This is a genomic window from Paenarthrobacter sp. CCNWLY172 (assembly GCF_037402035.1).
Lineage (GTDB): Bacteria > Actinomycetota > Actinomycetes > Actinomycetales > Micrococcaceae > Arthrobacter.
This window is the reverse complement of the sequence record NZ_JBBEGB010000008.1, coordinates 183,058-199,855: the sequence shown is the minus strand read 5'-3', so window position 1 is coordinate 199,855 and position 16,798 is coordinate 183,058. Positions and strand designations below refer to the sequence as shown.

Below are 16,798 nucleotides of genomic sequence, written 5' to 3'. Positions count from 1 at the left end.
GTTTGCTCTTCGAGGTTGATTTCGCGGTCAGACCGAAGAGCGTTCTAGCAGCGGACAGTCGACCAATTGCTGGTCGGCAAGGATCGGCTGTCCTGCTGTAAGAGCGGCAAGCGTTTGGACACCCAAGGCGCCCATTTTTTCGAATGGCAACGCAACCGTGGTCAGTTTTGGCCTGAGGTAGGCCGCAATGAGTTCCTGGTTGTCGAAGCCGATCACGGCGATGTCCCCGGGGATGGTCAGTCCCCGTTCCTTGATGGCGTCATAAGCGCCCATCGCCATGCGGTCATTGAGGCAAAACAGGGCCGTTGGCCTGTCCTTCGGTGGATAGCGGTCCAGAATCCGGCATGCGGCGTCGTAACCGCCGTCCGCCGTTGCGTATCCGGACACCACCAAGTCCGGGTCAAGCTCCAGTCCGGCAGCGGAAAGTGCTTCGCGTGCACCTTCCAACCGGCCTACTGCGGCAGGGATAACCGGGTCAAGGTTAATGATTCCGATCCGCGAGTGGCCGGCTTGGAGCAAACGTTCGACGGCGACTCTGCCTCCCCCACGTTCGTCCGGGACGATCGAGGGCAGTTTTCCATCAGCGTCGTAGCAGTTAATCAGGACGGTGGGTACTTCGTTGGCGCTCTCTGGAACCCGGACGCCCCGGTGGAAGGTGGCTGCGTAGAGAAGCCCTTCCACTCGTTGCTCCAACAGTTTTTCGATGGCAGCATCCTCCAGGCCCTGGTTGGGTCCTACGGCATCGGCCTGGTCGGATGGCGCGATGAGCAGAAACCGGCGGTCAAGCCAGGCTTGGTCTTGCGCGCCTTTGATGATGTCGACGGCGAAGGGTGCCGTGACGATCTCCGTCACGATTCCGTACCAGTCACTGCGCTGTGATGCCAGCGCACGGGCGCCGGCATTGGGGCGGTAGCCCAATTCCTGCACGGCGTCATTGATCCGGGTGCGGGTTTCCTCTGAGATGCTGGCATTTTCGCGGTTGCTCAGCACAAAGGAAACAGCCGTCCGGGAAACACCGGCATGTTTGGCGACGTCTTTCATGGTGACTCCGCGCTGCCGGACGGCCGCAGTGCCGGGGGTGGTGCTTTTCGCCATCGAATGCTCCGGTGTTCGGTGTTCTGAGTCGTGCGCCAGACCTTCCTTGTCTGGTTCGCTTGCCTTGTAATGCGTGATGGTAACGCGCGTTACTAAGCGAGCATGTGACTCAGGTTACCCGCGTTACTTCGAGTCTGTCAACACTCCTTTGAGCGCCTCCGACCAACTAACTTTCGTCAGGTTCTTCCTTGGTTGTTTCCTTTTCGTCGTGCCGGGAGGCGTCGTGGACCTTTCTCGGCATTTTGCCCTCAAGGTCAGCAGGTACGGGAGGATCCTTCTCTTCATCAGTAGACATGAAGCCAGCATAGGTGGATCACGCCGGTGATGCCTGGCAGGCAAAACCCGCGCATAGGTATATTTCAGGTGGCAATGTCCGGGCTAAGGCGCGTCACGGCCATCCCCGGTTTTACCAGCCAACGTATAATCCGAGCATGCCCTTCATGCTCCTTGTACCAGTTATCCACGCCCAGCCTTCCGGCCTTGACCAGGACGGAGCAGCCCTGTGAGCGGCGGTCTCGTCGCCCTGTTGGATGACATTGCTGCCCTGGCCCGCATCGCGGCCGCATCGGTGGACGACATCGCAGCGGGAGCCGCCAAGGCTGGGGCCAAAGCTGCCGGCGTAGTGATCGACGACGCCGCCGTAACGCCGCAGTACGTGTCCGGGGCTGACCCATCCCGCGAACTGCCCATGATCAAAAAGATCTTCTGGGGCTCGCTGCGCAACAAACTGGTGATCATCCTGCCGGCGCTGCTGCTCGTCAGCGCCTTCATCCCGGGAATCATTCCGTTCATCCTCATGCTGGGCGGTTCCTACCTCTGCTACGAGGGCGCCGAAAAGGTCTGGCACAAGCTCCGCGGCCATGCTGATGATGCCGAGAAGGCACCAGCTGTCCAACGCGGCCCTGAGGCCGAAGCCAAGGTGACCAAGGGAGCCATCACCACCGACTTCATCCTGTCCTGCGAAATCATGGTGATCGCCATGAACGAGGTAGCCACCGAGTCCCTCTGGGCCCGGGCGTTCATCCTCGTCGTCGTAGCGATCGCCATTACGGTAATCGTCTATGGTGCGGTAGGACTGATCGTCAAGATGGATGACATCGGCCTGCACCTGACCACCAAGGACTCCGCGGGCTCACAGCGCTTCGGCCGGCTTCTCGTCAAGGGAATGCCCGCCGTGTTGGCCGCGATCACCCTCATCGGGACCATCGCCATGCTCTGGGTTGGCGGCCACATCATGTTGCAGGGGGCACACGACCTCGGCTGGCACGGCCCGTACGACCTTGTTCATGTCCTTGAGACACCCTTTGCCGGAATCCCCGTTGTGGGTGGCTTCCTCGCATGGCTGGTCAACACGCTGTGCTCAGCCATTCTCGGCGCCATCTGGGGCCTGGTGATCATGGTCATCCTGCACCCGCTTCTCAAAGTGCTGCCGTTCGGCAAGAAAAAGGACGCACACAAAGAAGGCGATGTCCGTGCTGCGATCTCCGGCCACCGGCCCGGAAGCGATCATAGCCAGAAGGATAAGGCCTGATTCAGGTCAGGCAAGCCAGCGCCACCAGCGTGAGGGCTCCGGTTCCGGGATGGCTTCCGGCTGCGGCTCCTGGCCCAGAGCCAGAGCGGCCCCGACGATGTCATCCTCGGTGAGCGTGATGACCGCTTCACGATCAAGTGCGTCGAGGCCCGGTTCTTCGTCGCGCGTCAGCCGCAGCGCCTGGCGATTCAGTGACTGCTCAAACAAGGTGCGGGCGAAGCGGGCGTTCCCTGAGTCTTCTCCTGCGTGAAGCCCGGCGAGGATGCGGCGCAACATCTGACCCGCGCCTGGCTCCAGCGTGTACTCATGTTGGGCCAGCATCTGCTGGAATATCGTCTCCAGTTCGTCTACTGAGTAATCGGGGAAGGTGATCTCGCGGGCGAACCTTGACCGCAGCCCGGGGTTGGAGAGCAAGAAAGACTCCATGAGCCGCGGGTAACCGGCCACGATCACCACCAAGCGGTGGCGGTGGTCCTCCATCCGCTTGAGCAGGACCTCGATCGCCTCGGGGCCGAAATCCATCCGGCCGTCCTCCGGGGCCAGCGCGTAGGCCTCATCGATGAACAGGACGCCGTCCAACGCCCGCCGGATTACCCGATCCGTCTTGATGGCAGTTGCCCCAACGTACTGACCCACCAGGCCGGAACGGTCCACCTCGACCAGGTGTCCTTTCTGGAGCAAGCCCACTGCACGGTACATTTCGGCCAGGAGGCGCGCCACGGTGGTCTTGCCCGTGCCCGGGTTTCCGAGAAATACAAGATGCTGGGATGTGGCCACCTCCGGCAGTCCGTGGGCTTTGCGACGGGCCTGGACCTGGAGCAATGCCACCAAGGCCCTGACCTGTTCCTTTACGGTCTCCAGCCCGACCAGCGCATCGAGCTCGGCCTGCACTTCGGACAGCGGCCGGGCGGGACCGGGCCGCGCACCGATGAAATCGCCCACCAGGTCGTCAACGCGTTCCGACCCTGGCAGCTTGAGCTGATTGGCCAGATGGCCAATCGTTTCCCTCAGCTCATCGAGCGGATTGCGGCTTGCAGCCATACATCCACTGTAGTCCTCGCGATATGAAGCGGCCACGGATCAAACTGCCCGCATTTGGGCGTTTCGGCATCTTCGGCGGGCGATTCGCCCATAAGTAACTGACACTCCGCGGACTGAAGCTTGGAGGACAGCATCACCGCCCTACCCAAGGAGATCAACGTGACTACTTACAACCTGGCCCTGATTGGTTTCGGAGGCGTGAACCGCGCCTTGGCCGAACTGATCCGCGACGAACCGCAGCGCTTCGCTTCCCTCGGGTTCGAGCTCCGCGTTGTGGCCATTACCGACCTCGCCTTTGGCTCGCTCGTCCAAGGCGATGGCATCGATCTTGCCGCTGTCTTGGCCATGCCTCGCGGATCTTCGTTCGACGGACTCCCGGGCGGCAGCTCCGACCCCCGCAACGAAGACGTCATCAAGAACAGCCCCGCCGACATCGTGGTCGAAGCCACCTTCACCAGCCCCCTTGACGGGGAACCGGCCGTTTCGCACGTGAAATGGGCCATCGAATCGGGCAAGCACGTGGTGACCACCAACAAGGGGCCGGTGGCCTTGCAAGGCACTCAATTGTCCAAGCTCGCCGCCAACAACGGCGTTCGCTTTGAGTATGAAGGCGCTGTCATGAGCGGCACGCCCGTGATCCGTTTGGCGCACAAGATGCTCGGAGGTCTGGAGCTGAACGCCGTGCAGGGAATCTTGAATGGAACCAGCAACTACGTCCTGGGGCGTATGGAAGCCGGCCTGCGCTTGGACGAGGCCATCTCAGAGGCCCAGGATCTCGGATACGCCGAAGCGGATCCGACCGCCGACATCGGAGGCTCCGACGTCCGGCTCAAGGTCGCCATCCTGGCCAACGAACTGCTCGGTGCCACCATCCACCCCAATGACGTGGAAACCACCGGTATCCAGGACATCAAGAGTGATGACGTCGCCCAGGCCTTGGCAAGCGGTTTCCGGTGGAAGCTGATCGGTGAAGCCCGCCGCGAGAGCGATGGCAGCATCACTGCTTCCGTCCAGCCGATCGCCCTTCCGGCGGACCACCCGCTGGCCGGGATTTCCGGTGCCACCAACGCCGTCTCCTTCACCACCGACCTGCTCGGGGCCGTCACCGTTTCCGGTCCGGGAGCCGGACGCGTCGAGACCGCCTACGCCCTCATTTCCGACATCATCGCCGTTGACGAATTCGCCAAAGGAGCCGTCCGTGCCTGAAACAGCCATCGCCGAGGCCAAGAGCGAAGCCACAACCAACGATCTGGTGGTTCGCAACAAGTTTGACGGTACCGTTCTGGCTACCCTGCCCCAGTGCAGTGAGGCGGATGTACGTGTCGAGCTCATCCGTGCCGCTGCGTCCGCTCCGGCAGCTGCAGCCCTGCCGCGCCACGAGCGTGGCAGGATTCTGGACACCGCCGCGGACCTGTTGCAGCAGCGGTCGCAGAAGGTCGCCGAACTGATTGTTGCCGAAGCCGGGAAAACCATCAAGCAGGCCCGCAAAGAGGTTTCCCGTGCGGTGAACACCCTTAAGCTCTCCGCTGCGGAAACGCGCCGGAATGTTGGTGAAGTCGTTCCGTTCGACTCGTTCGCCGGTTCTGAGAACCGCCAGGGATGGTTCACCCGTGAACCACTGGGGCTCATCGCAGCGATTACGCCCTACAACGACGCGTTGAACTTGGTGGCCCACAAGCTCGGTCCGGCAATCGCCGGAGGGAACACCGTCATCCTGAAGCCATCGCAGCTGACACCGTTGACGGCCATCCTCCTCGTGGACCTGCTTCGCGAGGCCGGACTGCCCTCAGACTTCGTCACCGTTGTTCTGGGTGACCGCACGGTCGCGCAAACCACCATCTCCTCCAAACTGGTCCGCATGGTCTCCTTCACCGGAGGATTCGCCACCGGCCGGGCCATCGCCGCGAATGCCGGAATCAAGCGCCTGTCCATGGAACTTGGCGGCAACGCACCCGTCATCGTCTTCGACGACGCCGACATCCCAGCCGCCGTCGAAGCCAGCGTGTCCGGCTCCTTCTGGGCCGCCGGGCAGAACTGCATCGGCGCCCAGCGGATCCTTGTCCAACGATCGGTCTTCGACACGTTCCTTGATGCCTTCGTCGCCCAAACCGCGGCACTTAAGACCGGCGACCCGAGCAACGAACACACCGACGTCGGGCCCATGATCAGCAGCGCCTCCGCCGCCGAAGCGAAACGGAAGATCGAGGAGGCCGTAGCCGCCGGGGCGCGACTGCTGACGGGAGGGACCCTGAACGGGCCGGTCCTCACACCCGCTGTTCTCACAGGAGTCCCCCGCAGCTGCGAAGCCTGGAGCGAGGAACTCTTCGCCCCGGTCGTCCTCGTCGAACCGTTCGACACCGCCGAGGAAGCCATCGCACTGGCCAACGACAGCGAATACGCCCTCCAGGCAGGGGTTTTCACCAAGGACCTGGGTCGGGCCCTGGCCACCGCCAAGGCGATCGACGCAGGCGGCGTGATGATCAATGACTCCTCCGACTACCGACATGATGCGATGCCGTTCGGCGGTTCCAAGTACGGCAGCATGGGCCGGGAAGGCGTCCACTTCGCCTACGAGGAAATGACCCAGCCCAAAGTCATTGCGATCGCTTCATGAGCGCAGGGGTCAGAATCGAGCACGACAGCCTGGGTTCTTTGGCTGTCCCAAAATCCGCTTTGTGGGGCATCCACACTGAACGGGCGATCCTCAATTTCCCGATCAGCGGCATCCAGTTGGGAACCCACCGGCACCTCGTCCGGTCACTCGCATTCGTGAAGAAGGCTGCAGCCCTGACCAACGCCGAGCTGGGCTTGATTCCGTCGGAAGTCGGCAAGGCCATCGCTGAAGCCTGCGACACAATGGCCGCCGGTGACGTTGACCATGCCTTTCCCGTCGACGTCATCCAAGGTGGCGCCGGGACATCGACCAACATGAACGCCAACGAGGTCATCGCCAACCTCGCCCTGGAGGCCTTGGGCCACCCCCGCGGCTCCTACGATGTGGTGGACCCGATCGGGCACGTCAACAAGTGCCAGTCCACCAACGACGTCTACCCGACAGCGGTGCGGTTGGCCCTCGTGTTCGCGTTGGAGGACCTCCTGGAGCGCCTGGCCCTGTTGTCAGAATCATTCGCCGAACGGGGCCGGGCCTTCGCGGCCATCCCGAAAATTGGTCGCACGCAGCTTCAGGATGCAGTTCCCATGACCCTCGGCCAGGAATTCACCGCGTTCGCGGTAACTCTGGAGGAAGACCAACGGCGTCTGCGCGAGGCAGCCGCGCTGTTGCGGGAATGCAGTCTGGGTGCAACGGCGATCGGTACCGGCATCACCGCGGACCCGCGGTATGTGGAGCGCGTCATTGACAAGCTCTCGGTGGTGAGCGGGGTCAAACTGGACCGTGCCCACGACTTTGTTGAAGCAACCTGGGACACCGGCGCGTTCATGACGTTCTCCGGAGCGCTCAAACGCACTGCCATCAAGCTCTCCAAGATCTGCAGCGACCTTCGGCTGCTCTCCAGCGGACCCCAAACAGGGCTCGCCGAAATCCGGTTGCCCCCGCGCCAAGCGGGCTCCTCGATCATGCCCGGCAAGGTCAACCCGGTGATTCCGGAGGTCGTCAACCAGGTTGCGTTCTTCGTTGCCGGGGCCGATCTCACTGTCACCATGGCTGCCGACAACGGACAGCTACAACTGAACGCCTTTGAACCGGTCATCGCCCACTCCCTGCTGCAATCAATGAACTGGCTGACCAACAGCACGGATGTTCTGCGGGACCTATGCGTCGAGGGCATCGAAGCGAACGAAGCATTGCTGCGGTCCAGGGCACGGGCCTCCACAGCACAAGCCACGGCACTGCTCCCTGTGCTGGGATACGCCGTTGCGGCCGACATCGCCCACAAGGCGCTCGTGTCCGGACAGAGCGTCGTCGACGTCGCTGTCAGTGAAGGCCTGCTGCTGCCCGAGCAGGTCGAGGCCCTGATGATGGCCTGAGACCGGGATAAACGATTCGCGGATCACGCCGGGACGTGCGGGATACTAGGCTGAGTGGATGGCGACAGTTATTCTCGTGCGGCACGGCCGCACCACAGCCAATGCAACTGGACTGCTGGCCGGCCGGACCGCGGGCGTGAGCCTGGACCAGGTAGGGCGCGAACAGGCGGCATTGACGGCAGACCGGCTCGCAGCAGTGCCGGTAGTCGGGGTAGTGTCGAGTCCTCTCGAGCGCTGCCGGCAGACCGCCCAGCTCATTCTCGACCGCCAGGCCGGCACGCCGTATGCACCAGTCGAAATCGATATCACCGAATGCGATTACGGCCAGTGGCAGGGCCGCATGCTCAGTGATCTCGCAACTGAGGATTTGTGGCCGGTGGTGCAAACACAACCATCCGCCGTCGTGTTTCCCGGCGGTGAATCCATGGCCGCGATGCAGGCCAGGTCCGTGGCAGCCATCAGACGCCACGATGCAGCCTTCGAAGCCGAGCATGGGCCGGGAGCAACCTGGGTGGCGGTGAGTCACGGTGACATCATCAAGTCGATCCTTGCGGACGCGCTCGGCATGCACCTTGACCTGTTCCAGCGTATTAACGTGGGCCCCGCCTCCGTATCGATCGTGCGCTACGGCGCTGACAGGCCCAGTGTCTACGCGACCAACACCGATGCGGGTGATCTGTCATGGCTGTCGAACGGCATCCATTCCGGCGATGCGCCGGTGGGCGGCGGTGCAGGACAGAACGCGCCGTGAACCTTATGTGCCTAAAATACAAGCATGCCTACAAGTGTTCACGAGTTTGCCTGGCCTGATCGGGTTGTAGTTGGGACCATTGGCCTTCCAGGGTCGCGGACGTTCTACCTGCAAGTGCGTGCAGGGAAGCAGATCGTGAGTATTGCCTTGGAGAAGCAGCAGTCGGCCCAGCTCGCAGAAAAGATCGACGAGATCCTTGACCAGCTCATCACTGTTCAGGGGAATCCGTTCAGCGTACCGACCAGTACTCCCATCGAGCTTGTCGACAACGATCCCCTTGAGGCGGTTGACGAGCAGTTCCGCGCTGGAGCCATGAGTTTGGGTTGGGATCCCACCACAGCCCAAGTGGTGATTGAGGCCTACCCCATCGCCGACGTCGATGCTGATGACAACGACGAGCCGCTCGTTGGGGACGACGCAGTCGAAGCGGAAATGCTGCTGGTGCGCATGCCGGTAGGCACCGCCCGCGCATTCGCCAAGCGCACCCGTGAAATCGTCGGAGCCGGACGCCCGACGTGCCCGCTCTGTGGATACCCCATAGACGCCGACGGGCACAGTTGCACCCTTCCCGAGGCGTGATGCCGGCGCCGGACTTGGCGACCGCCGAGCTGACGCTCACTGGCCGCATCACGACGGCTTCAAATGCGACATTCCTGGGCGCCATCGGGGACGTAAAAGTCGTTTATAAGCCGATGGCAGGCGAAAGTCCGCTCTGGGATTTCCCCGATGGCAAACTTGCTCACCGGGAGGTGGCCGCGTACCTGGTATCGCAGGTATTCGGCGGGGACATCGTGCCATGCACCTGGCTGCGCGATGGCCCGTTGGGCGAAGGAATGGTCCAACTGTGGCAAGAGCGAGACCCTGCCCAGCGCGCCGTCGATCTGGTTGCAACGGACCACGCGCAGGAAACGGGATGGAAGCACGTTCTCGAAGGACAGGATGAGAAGGGACGGATGGTCACCCTCATTCACGAAGACTCGCCAGCGCTCAGACGCATGGCAGTCTTCGACATGATCGTCAACAACGCCGACCGTAAAGGCGACCACATTCTGGCCATGGCGGACGGACACCGACACGGCGTGGACCATGGACTGACCTTCCACCATGACCATAAGTTGCGCACGGTGCTGTGGGGATGGCTGGGCGACCCGTTGGCCGCCGGGGAGCTCGAAGGCATCGATCGTGTCGCAGAGGGTTTGAACGGTGGGCTGGGTCAAAACCTGGCGGACTTGCTGAGCGCCGAAGAAATCGCATCGCTCGCCGCACGCTGCGAGCGACTGCGCCTGCTTGGACGGTTCCCGGCTCCGAGCGGTGACATGCCGGCGGTGCCCTGGCCTCTGTTCTAGGATAATTCCGGCTAAGGGATTCCCAGCGAAACCAGCCCACCTTCTACTCCACAAGAAATGAATATGGAACTTTTTGACGCCCACACCGTTGTGATTTCTGCCGTGCTCCTGGTGCACATCACTGGGGTGATGATCGTGGCCGCCTCAGTTGCCGGCCTGGTGATCTCCCTCTTCGTCGTTGTCCTCGCCGTGCACTCCATCCGGACCACGTGGGAACTGACCCAAAACATGCGAAGCGAGGGACGCTTCAGCGGCACCATCAGTAAGGTGTTCTCTTCTGTGAAGTCAGGAGCCCTGGCAGCACGTCCCCTGATAGCCGATGCACGACAGAGAATCAGCCGGCTGTCACCATTCAAGCCCGAGTAGAAACCGGTTCACCAAGACCGTGGGACCGGGATCGCGGCGCGGACGGGCGCTCATCCGGCAGGGTTAGGGCACAGCGAGCTTGAAGACCTTGGCCCAGGCAGAGCCGACCTGCTTAAGCAGCGGCCCTGTGGTGTACTTCAAGCCGTAGCGCTGGCATATGTCACGGACCTTGGGCGCAATCTCGGCGTACCGGTTGGACGGCAGGTCAGGGAAGAGATGGTGCTCAATCTGGTGCGACAGATTCCCCGTCATGAGGTGCATGAACGGTGACCCGGAGATGTTGGCGGATCCGATCATCTGACGGACATACCAGTCGCCGCGGGTTTCGCCTTCCACCATTTCCTCGGTGAACGTATCCGTTCCTTCCGGGAAGTGGCCGCAGAAGATGACGGCGTGTGCCCACACGTTGCGGATGGCGTTGGCAGTGAGGGTGCCATAGAGGGCTTGTTTCCCGGAGCCCGTCAGCATGGCCAAGGCTGGGGTGGCCGCATAGTCCTTGGCGAATTGCTTGAGCGCCTTCCGCCCCAGCGCTTTGAGGTCCTTGTTCATGGCCTCCTTGGATTTCAGGCCTTCCTTGTACTCAGGGATCTCCAAGTCGTAGAGGGCTATGCCCCATTCAAATACGGGCGCAAGCAAAGCGTTGTAAAGGGGGTTGCCCAGATTGAAGGGCTTCCACTCCTGGTCAGGGTCCATGCGCAGAAGGTTGTAGCCGACGTCGCGGTCCTTGCCAACCACGTTGGTCCAACGGTGGTGGAGGTCGTTGTGCGTGTGCTGCCACGATCGCGACGGGGTAACGAAGTCCCACTCCCAGGTGGTGGAGTGGATGTCCGGGTCACGCATCCAGTCCCACTGGCCGTGGAGGATGTTGTGGCCAAGTTCCATGTTCTCCAGGATTTTTGCCAGGCTGAGAAGTGTGGTGCCGGTGAACCAGGCAGCCTTGTTCTTGCCTACCAGCAGTGCGGCACGACCTGAGATTTCCAACCCACGTTGGATCTTGATCATCCGCCTGATGTAGGCAGCGTCGCTGGAGCCACGCTTGGCAAGAATTTCGTCGCGGATTGCATCAAGCTCACGGCCCAGTTGGGCTACTTGCTCGTCGCTCAGATGTGCGGCCGCCGGCGGCCGCACCGTGGGCCTTCCCTCATCGGCAAGGGCACCGGGCCGGGTCTTGGATCCGACGGCGGTGACGGAGCCTTTGGCTGAGACTACTGACATGCGGTTGTACTCCTCAGATTTCCAGATTGACAGGCCCGGCGGCTGCCGAGACACAGGTTTGGATAAGTTCCCCAGGTGCCCCATGGATCTCACCGGTGCGCAGATCGCGGACCCTCCCGGCGAGCAAGGGAGTCAGACAGCTGTGACAAATACCCATGCGGCAGCCGCTGGGCATCAGGACCCCTGCGTCCTCGCCGACGTCGAGGAGAGGGACACCGCCGTCGGCCGTGACCTCCCGGTCGGAAGTTTCGAACGTGACCACGCCGCCTTCGCTGCCGTCACCTCCCAGGAGCTCGGTGCTGAAGCGCTCGATAGTGAGCGAGCCCTGCCCCGTTCCACCGCTGGCTGTCTTCCCTGATGTGCCGGCAGGAGTCAACGCTGCCTGGTTCCACATAGCTTCGGCGTCATCCAGGAAAGACCCCGGGCCGCACGCGTATGCGGCCCTGTCGCGCCAGTCCGGGCACACTTCTTCGAGAGCGGCCGCAGACGTGAAGTTCATGCGGCCACGTCCACTGGTGTGCCACTGCACCACGCGGAAGTTGGGAAATTGATCGGCAAGTTCGTCCAGTTCCTCGCGGAAGATACTGTCGCCTTCTTCACGGGAGGAGTGGATCAGGACAACGTCAGCGTCAGGGCGGCTTGGGACAAGCGTCCGGATCATTGACATGACGGGTGTGATGCCACTTCCCGCAGTGAGCATGAGCAGCGAACGGGGATGCTCGGGGAGGACAAAATCGCCCTGGGGCGGCGCCAGGAAAAGGACGTCACCCACCTTGGTCTTGCGGACCAAGGTTCCGGATACGGATCCTACGTCAGTGACCGTGATGGCCGGACCTTTGCCAGCCGGCGCACTCAGCGAATAGGAGCGCCATTGGCGGACCCCGTTGATTTCGACGCCTATCCTCGCCCACTGCCCGGCGAGGTGGGCATGCCAGCCTCGGCCGGGCCGGAAGAAAATGGTGGCTGATTGAGGTGTTTCGCGGACTACCTCGGTGACGACTCCACGCAATTGACGGGACGAATAGACCGGATTGAACAGCGCCAGGACATCCTCAGGCGCAAGTGGGGTGGTCAAAACCGAGGCGATGCGGGCCAGGGGACGAAAGCTGACCATGAACTACTCCTCGCAACGACGGAGACCGAAGACCTCAGCAACATGTGCCGGGATATCCGAACCAGCAAATATCATAAGTATACTTATAAATCTCATCCCTTGAAACACAGGGAAAGCCCCTCGGGAGGGGCTTTCAACGGGAATGGGGCGATACGTGGATCGGTCAGTGGTGATGCGCCCCTCCCCTCCGGGCTTTTGCGCCCATGCCGGTTTCAGTAGCTAGACCGTAATACGCCCAGCGGATGGGATGCAAACCCGCAACCAATAAAGACCGCCAGTCCGGTAGTTCAAGTATCCGGATCCAGATTTTTGGGTCATCGGCGACGCCGCTCGAACGCGAGCATCCTTGAGCGGAGCGCTCCGCCTTTGATATATTAGTTAAATATTAGATGTCTACGACGGACTTTTGACTCAACGAGGAGTAAACGGCATGCAGCAACTCGCGCATCGGCTCGAACGGCTCGGCACTGAAACCGCCTTTAGCGTGGCCCAAGCCGCGGCATCCTGGAAGGCAAAGGGAAACCTGGTTTACCCTTTCCATCTCGGCGACATCAACATCCCGACCGCCCCACATATCGTCGAAGCCATGACCAAGGCAATCGCTGACGGCTACACCGGGTATTGCCCCGGCCCGGGCATCCCACAGCTCCGCGAAGCCCTTGCCGAAGACCTTGGCTCACGCCGCGGAGTGACCTTCTCTGCAGAGAACGTAGTAGTAATGACGGGCGGCAAACCGGTCATCACGAAGTTCCTGCAGGCCGTGATGAACCCCGGACAGGAAGTGCTCTACCCGAACCCGGGATTCCCCATCTACGAGTCGCAGATCGAATACCTCGGAGGAAAGGCAGTACCGTACCGCTACCTCCCCACGAGCCAGGGTTTCTCGATCGACCTCGATCAGGTTCGGGCCTCGATCACTCCGAACACCACCGCAATCATCTACAACGACCTGCAGAACCCCATCTCCGCCGAGTCGACTGCTGCCGAACGTGAAGCCATCGCCAAGATCGCGCAGGAGCACGATCTCTGGGTTCTCTCCGATGAGGCCTATTTTGAGACCCGCTACGAGGGGGTCTCGAGCTCGATTGCCTCGATTCCTGGCATGGCTGAACGTACTGTCATTCTTTACACCTTCAGCAAGAAGTTCGCCATGACCGGCTCACGGCTGGGCTGCGCAGTCGCACCACTTGAGATCGCGAAAGTCCTCAGCACGCTCAACACCAACGACGAATCCTGTACCACCCACTACGTGCAGTGGGCTGGCATCGAAGCACTCCGCGGCACCCAGGAACCGGTCCAACAGATGCTCGACATCCTGCGTGAGCGCCGGGATGCTGCCTGCGAGCTCGTGAACTCCGTCCCCGGGATGCACGTCGCGGTACCTCAATCGACGTTCTACCTGTTCCCCGACGTTACCGACGTCATGGAGAAAATGGGATACACAGCAGTGGGCGACTTCGCCAGCGACGCACTCTACAAAACCGGAGTCTCCTTCTGCACACGTGAGCACTTTGGGCGCCGCCAACCCGGCGAGGAGCGGCAGTACATCCGGCTCGCCTACTCAGGCATCGACGTCGCTGACATCCGCGACGGCCTTGGCCGCCTGCGCGACTGGATCGCAACGGCATGAGCCGGGTCCTCGTCACGGGACGCATTCCCGATGCTGCCATTGAAAAGCTCCGCGCCGAGCACGACGTCGATGCCTGGACGGGGCCTGAATCCATCAGCCGCGAAGAGCTCTTGCGGCGGGTAGCCGGTACAGACGCGATCGTGTCCCTGCTGACCGAGCGCGTTGATGCCGAACTGCTCGACGCCGCCGGCCCGCAGCTCAACGTCGTAGCGAACGTCGCCGTCGGATACGACAACATCGATGTGCCCGCCTGCACCGCGCGCGGAGTCGTCGCCACGAACACGCCCGGTGTGCTCACCGACGCCACGGCGGACATCGCGTTCGGCCTCATCCTGATGGCTACCCGCCGGCTCGGTGAGGGCGAACGGCATATCCGGTCGGGCGAGGCATGGAAGTGGGGCATGTTCTTCCTGCTGGGGTCCAGCCTGCAAGGAAAGACACTCGGCGTCGTGGGCATGGGCGGCATCGGCCAGGCAACCGCGCATCGGGCCAAGGCCTTCGGCATGGAGATCGTGTACCAGTCCCGCAGCGAAATCGATTCCACGATCGCCGCCGAGTTGGATGCACGACGCGTCGATCTCAACGAGCTGCTGGCCGTTTCCGACGTCGTCTCACTGCACTGCCCCTACGGTCCCGCCACTCACCACTTGATCGGGGCCGGGCAACTCGCAGAAATGAAGAGCTCGGCATACCTTGTCAACACCGCCCGCGGACCCATTGTCGATGAAGACGCACTGGCATCCGCGCTCCGGGAGGGTGCAATCGCGGGAGCTGGGCTCGACGTTTACGAGCAGGAGCCCCGCGTCCATCCCGGCCTGCTGGAACTGGACAATGTTGCGCTCCTGCCGCACCTTGGCTCGGCGACGGTGGAGACGCGCACCGCCATGGCCATGCTCGCCGCCGACAACGCCCTCGCAGTGCTGAGCGGGGAACAGCCCCCAGCACCAATCGCTGAGGGCGTCAGGGGTGCACAACGAGCAGAACGTTGACTCCGCTGCGCCATGATCAGGCGACCCGGTAAGTATTCAGGGGGGTGTCCGTGCTTCGCGGGCGCTCCCCTGCCTTGCCGTGCGGCCCGTGTAATGGGTCCCGACAGGTTGTGTTCAGTAGGGTGGGAAGACCCCAGAGTGAGGACCACCTGCATGCACACCACTTCCAGCAAGGCCGCCGTGGATCGGCATTACGACCTGATCATCATCGGCACGGGCTCCGGGAACTCCATTCCCGGACCCGGGTTCGAAGACCGGTCGATCGCGATCATCGAGGAAGCAACGTTCGGCGGCACCTGCCTGAACGCCGGCTGCATCCCCTCAAAAATGTACGTCCACACCGCCGACACCGCGCTGCAGACCGCCAGGTCCGCACGGCTGGGCCTCCACGCCGAGGTCAACTCCGTAGACTGGCCCGGCATAGTGGGCCGGATCTTCGAGAACCGCGTCGACCCCATTGCCGCCGCCGGTGAGGAATACCGGCGCGGACCACAGACTCCGAACATCGATGTCTACGACCAGCACGCTGTCTTCATCGGAGAACGCACCTTGCAAACAGGTCAAGGCAACCAGCAGAAAACCATCTCGGGTGACCAGGTTGTCATCGCCGCGGGCTCCCGCCCCTTCATCCCGGAGGCCATCGCCGCTTCGGGCGTGCGGTACCACACCAATGAGGACATCATGCGGCTCCCTCATCTACCCAAATCATTGGTGGTCATCGGCGGCGGCTACATCGCCATGGAGTTCGCCCACGTCTTCGACGCCCTCGGCACGGACGTCACAATCATCGCCCGCTCCACACTCCTGCGGAACCTCGACGAGGACCTGCACGACCCGTTTAACGACCTCGCCGCCGAACGCTTCGACGTCCGGTCCGGCCGGACCATCATCGGCGCCGACCAGACAAGTCAAGGCATAACTGTCAGGCTCGACGACGGCACCTCCGCCACCGGGGAGGTACTGCTGGTAGCGACCGGGCGCATCCCCAACGGGGACCTGCTGGACCTGCCCTCCGGCAGGATCGAGACGATAGGCGCCGGACGCATCAAGGTCGATGACTACGGCCGGTCAACCTCCGCTGCGGGAGTTTGGGCCCTCGGCGACGTTTCATCGCCCTACATGCTCAAACACGTCGCCAACGCCGAGATGCGCGCGGTGCGGCACAACCTGCTCAACCCGGAAAGCCTGCAGAGAATGCCCCACGACCACGTCCCCGCCGCCACCTTCACCCACCCCCAGATCGCCACCGTCGGGATGACCGAATCCCAAGCCCGCGAACACGGCCACAACGTGACAACCAAAGTCCAAAGCTACGGGGATGTCGCCTACGGTTGGGCCCTGGAAGACACCACCGGCATCTGCAAACTCATCGCCGACAAAGACACCGGCAAACTCCTCGGCGCCCACTACATGGGCCCCCAAGCATCAACCCTGATCCAGCAGATGATCACCGTCCTGGCCTTCGACCTCGATGTACGCACGTTCGCTGCCAACCAATACTGGATTCACCCCGCACTACCCGAGGTCACCGAAAACGCCCTGCTCGGTCTCACCTTCAACCAACCGGACCACACCAACACCGTCTTCCGCGCACGCCCCGGCGTGGACCACTGAGAATTCGGGCTGACGCGTTGATCGGTAAGGTGAACAACGCGCCCTAACGGGTGTGCGTGGTCCTCTTCCTTGGGGGACTGCACAGACGTAGGCTGTGGATCGGAGGGCCGGGAAGCCTG

At 62.3% G+C, this 16,798-nt stretch carries 16 protein-coding genes; 11 read left to right on the top strand and 5 right to left on the bottom strand.

Features of this window, described 5'->3' with window-relative positions; genetic code table 11:
• Positions 1–27: 27 nt before the first annotated feature.
• Both WBN73_RS14490 and WBN73_RS14485 read right to left on the bottom strand, forming a co-directional pair.
• Positions 28–1,095 (bottom strand): LacI family DNA-binding transcriptional regulator, encoded by a 1,068-nt coding sequence (locus tag WBN73_RS14490; RefSeq protein WP_207597333.1) that lies wholly within the window; start codon positions 1,093–1,095, stop codon positions 28–30.
• Positions 1,096–1,261: 166 nt separating this feature from the next.
• On the bottom strand, positions 1,262–1,390 hold the full coding sequence (locus WBN73_RS14485; RefSeq protein WP_337340548.1) for a hypothetical protein: 129 nt from the start codon (positions 1,388–1,390) through the stop codon (positions 1,262–1,264).
• Positions 1,391–1,597: 207 nt separating this feature from the next.
• Here WBN73_RS14485 and WBN73_RS14480 point away from each other — a divergent pair, with 207 nt between their 5' ends.
• The gene (locus WBN73_RS14480) at positions 1,598–2,626 is read left to right on the top strand and encodes a DUF808 domain-containing protein (RefSeq protein WP_207597332.1); all 1,029 of its coding nucleotides are present in this window, start codon (positions 1,598–1,600) and stop codon (positions 2,624–2,626) included.
• A 6-nt stretch (positions 2,627–2,632) separates the two neighbouring features.
• Here WBN73_RS14480 and WBN73_RS14475 read toward each other — a convergent pair whose 3' ends face one another.
• The gene (locus WBN73_RS14475) at positions 2,633–3,667 is read right to left on the bottom strand and encodes an AAA family ATPase (protein WP_207597331.1); all 1,035 of its coding nucleotides are present in this window, start codon (positions 3,665–3,667) and stop codon (positions 2,633–2,635) included.
• A 159-nt stretch (positions 3,668–3,826) separates the two neighbouring features.
• Between WBN73_RS14475 and WBN73_RS14470 the strand changes: the two genes are divergently transcribed.
• From WBN73_RS14470 to WBN73_RS14440, 7 genes are all read left to right on the top strand, one after another.
• On the top strand, positions 3,827–4,873 hold the full coding sequence (locus tag WBN73_RS14470; RefSeq protein WP_337340549.1) for a homoserine dehydrogenase: 1,047 nt from the start codon (positions 3,827–3,829) through the stop codon (positions 4,871–4,873).
• A complete protein-coding gene (locus tag WBN73_RS14465; RefSeq protein ID WP_337340550.1) occupies positions 4,866–6,281 on the top strand; it encodes an aldehyde dehydrogenase family protein in 1,416 nt (471 codons plus the stop codon). The genes WBN73_RS14470 and WBN73_RS14465 overlap by 8 nt, the downstream gene beginning before the upstream one ends.
• Positions 6,278–7,654 carry an aspartate ammonia-lyase gene (locus tag WBN73_RS14460; RefSeq protein ID WP_337340551.1) on the top strand — a complete coding sequence of 459 codons (1,377 nt, stop codon included), beginning with the start codon at positions 6,278–6,280 and terminating at the stop codon, positions 7,652–7,654. Before WBN73_RS14465 ends, WBN73_RS14460 begins: the two co-directional genes overlap by 4 nt.
• 58 nt (positions 7,655–7,712) lie before the next feature.
• A complete protein-coding gene (locus tag WBN73_RS14455) occupies positions 7,713–8,405 on the top strand; it encodes a histidine phosphatase family protein (RefSeq protein ID WP_280627853.1) in 693 nt (230 codons plus the stop codon).
• Between the two features lie 24 nt (positions 8,406–8,429).
• A complete protein-coding gene (locus WBN73_RS14450) occupies positions 8,430–8,984 on the top strand; it encodes a DUF3090 domain-containing protein (protein WP_280627852.1) in 555 nt (184 codons plus the stop codon).
• Complete coding sequence (locus WBN73_RS14445) at positions 8,984–9,751, top strand: SCO1664 family protein (protein WP_337340552.1); 768 nt, start codon at positions 8,984–8,986, stop codon at positions 9,749–9,751. Before WBN73_RS14450 ends, WBN73_RS14445 begins: the two co-directional genes overlap by 1 nt.
• Positions 9,752–9,814: 63 nt before the next feature.
• Positions 9,815–10,117: a hypothetical protein gene (locus WBN73_RS14440; protein ID WP_280627850.1), complete on the top strand. Its 303-nt coding sequence runs from the start codon at positions 9,815–9,817 to the stop codon at positions 10,115–10,117.
• A gap of 63 nt (positions 10,118–10,180) precedes the next feature.
• On the opposite strand, the gene WBN73_RS14435 is transcribed toward WBN73_RS14440, so the two are convergent.
• Together WBN73_RS14435 and WBN73_RS14430 are read right to left on the bottom strand one after the other, a co-directional pair.
• Positions 10,181–11,332, bottom strand: a complete 1,152-nt coding sequence (locus tag WBN73_RS14435) for a fatty acid desaturase family protein (protein WP_280627849.1) — start codon at positions 11,330–11,332, stop codon at positions 10,181–10,183.
• A gap of 13 nt (positions 11,333–11,345) precedes the next feature.
• Positions 11,346–12,446 (bottom strand): ferredoxin reductase, encoded by a 1,101-nt coding sequence (locus WBN73_RS14430; RefSeq protein WP_337340553.1) that lies wholly within the window; start codon positions 12,444–12,446, stop codon positions 11,346–11,348.
• 430 nt (positions 12,447–12,876) lie between these two features.
• Between WBN73_RS14430 and WBN73_RS14425 the strand changes: the two genes are divergently transcribed.
• The 3 genes from WBN73_RS14425 (at position 12,877) to mtr (ending at position 16,679) form a co-directional block, all read left to right on the top strand.
• Positions 12,877–14,076: a pyridoxal phosphate-dependent aminotransferase gene (locus WBN73_RS14425; protein WP_207597321.1), complete on the top strand. Its 1,200-nt coding sequence runs from the start codon at positions 12,877–12,879 to the stop codon at positions 14,074–14,076.
• On the top strand, positions 14,073–15,065 hold the full coding sequence (locus WBN73_RS14420) for a 2-hydroxyacid dehydrogenase (RefSeq protein ID WP_337340554.1): 993 nt from the start codon (positions 14,073–14,075) through the stop codon (positions 15,063–15,065). Before WBN73_RS14425 ends, WBN73_RS14420 begins: the two co-directional genes overlap by 4 nt.
• Positions 15,066–15,218: 153 nt before the next feature.
• The gene (mtr, locus tag WBN73_RS14415) at positions 15,219–16,679 is read left to right on the top strand and encodes a mycothione reductase (protein ID WP_337340555.1); all 1,461 of its coding nucleotides are present in this window, start codon (positions 15,219–15,221) and stop codon (positions 16,677–16,679) included.
• The last annotated feature ends 119 nt before the right edge of the window (positions 16,680–16,798 follow it).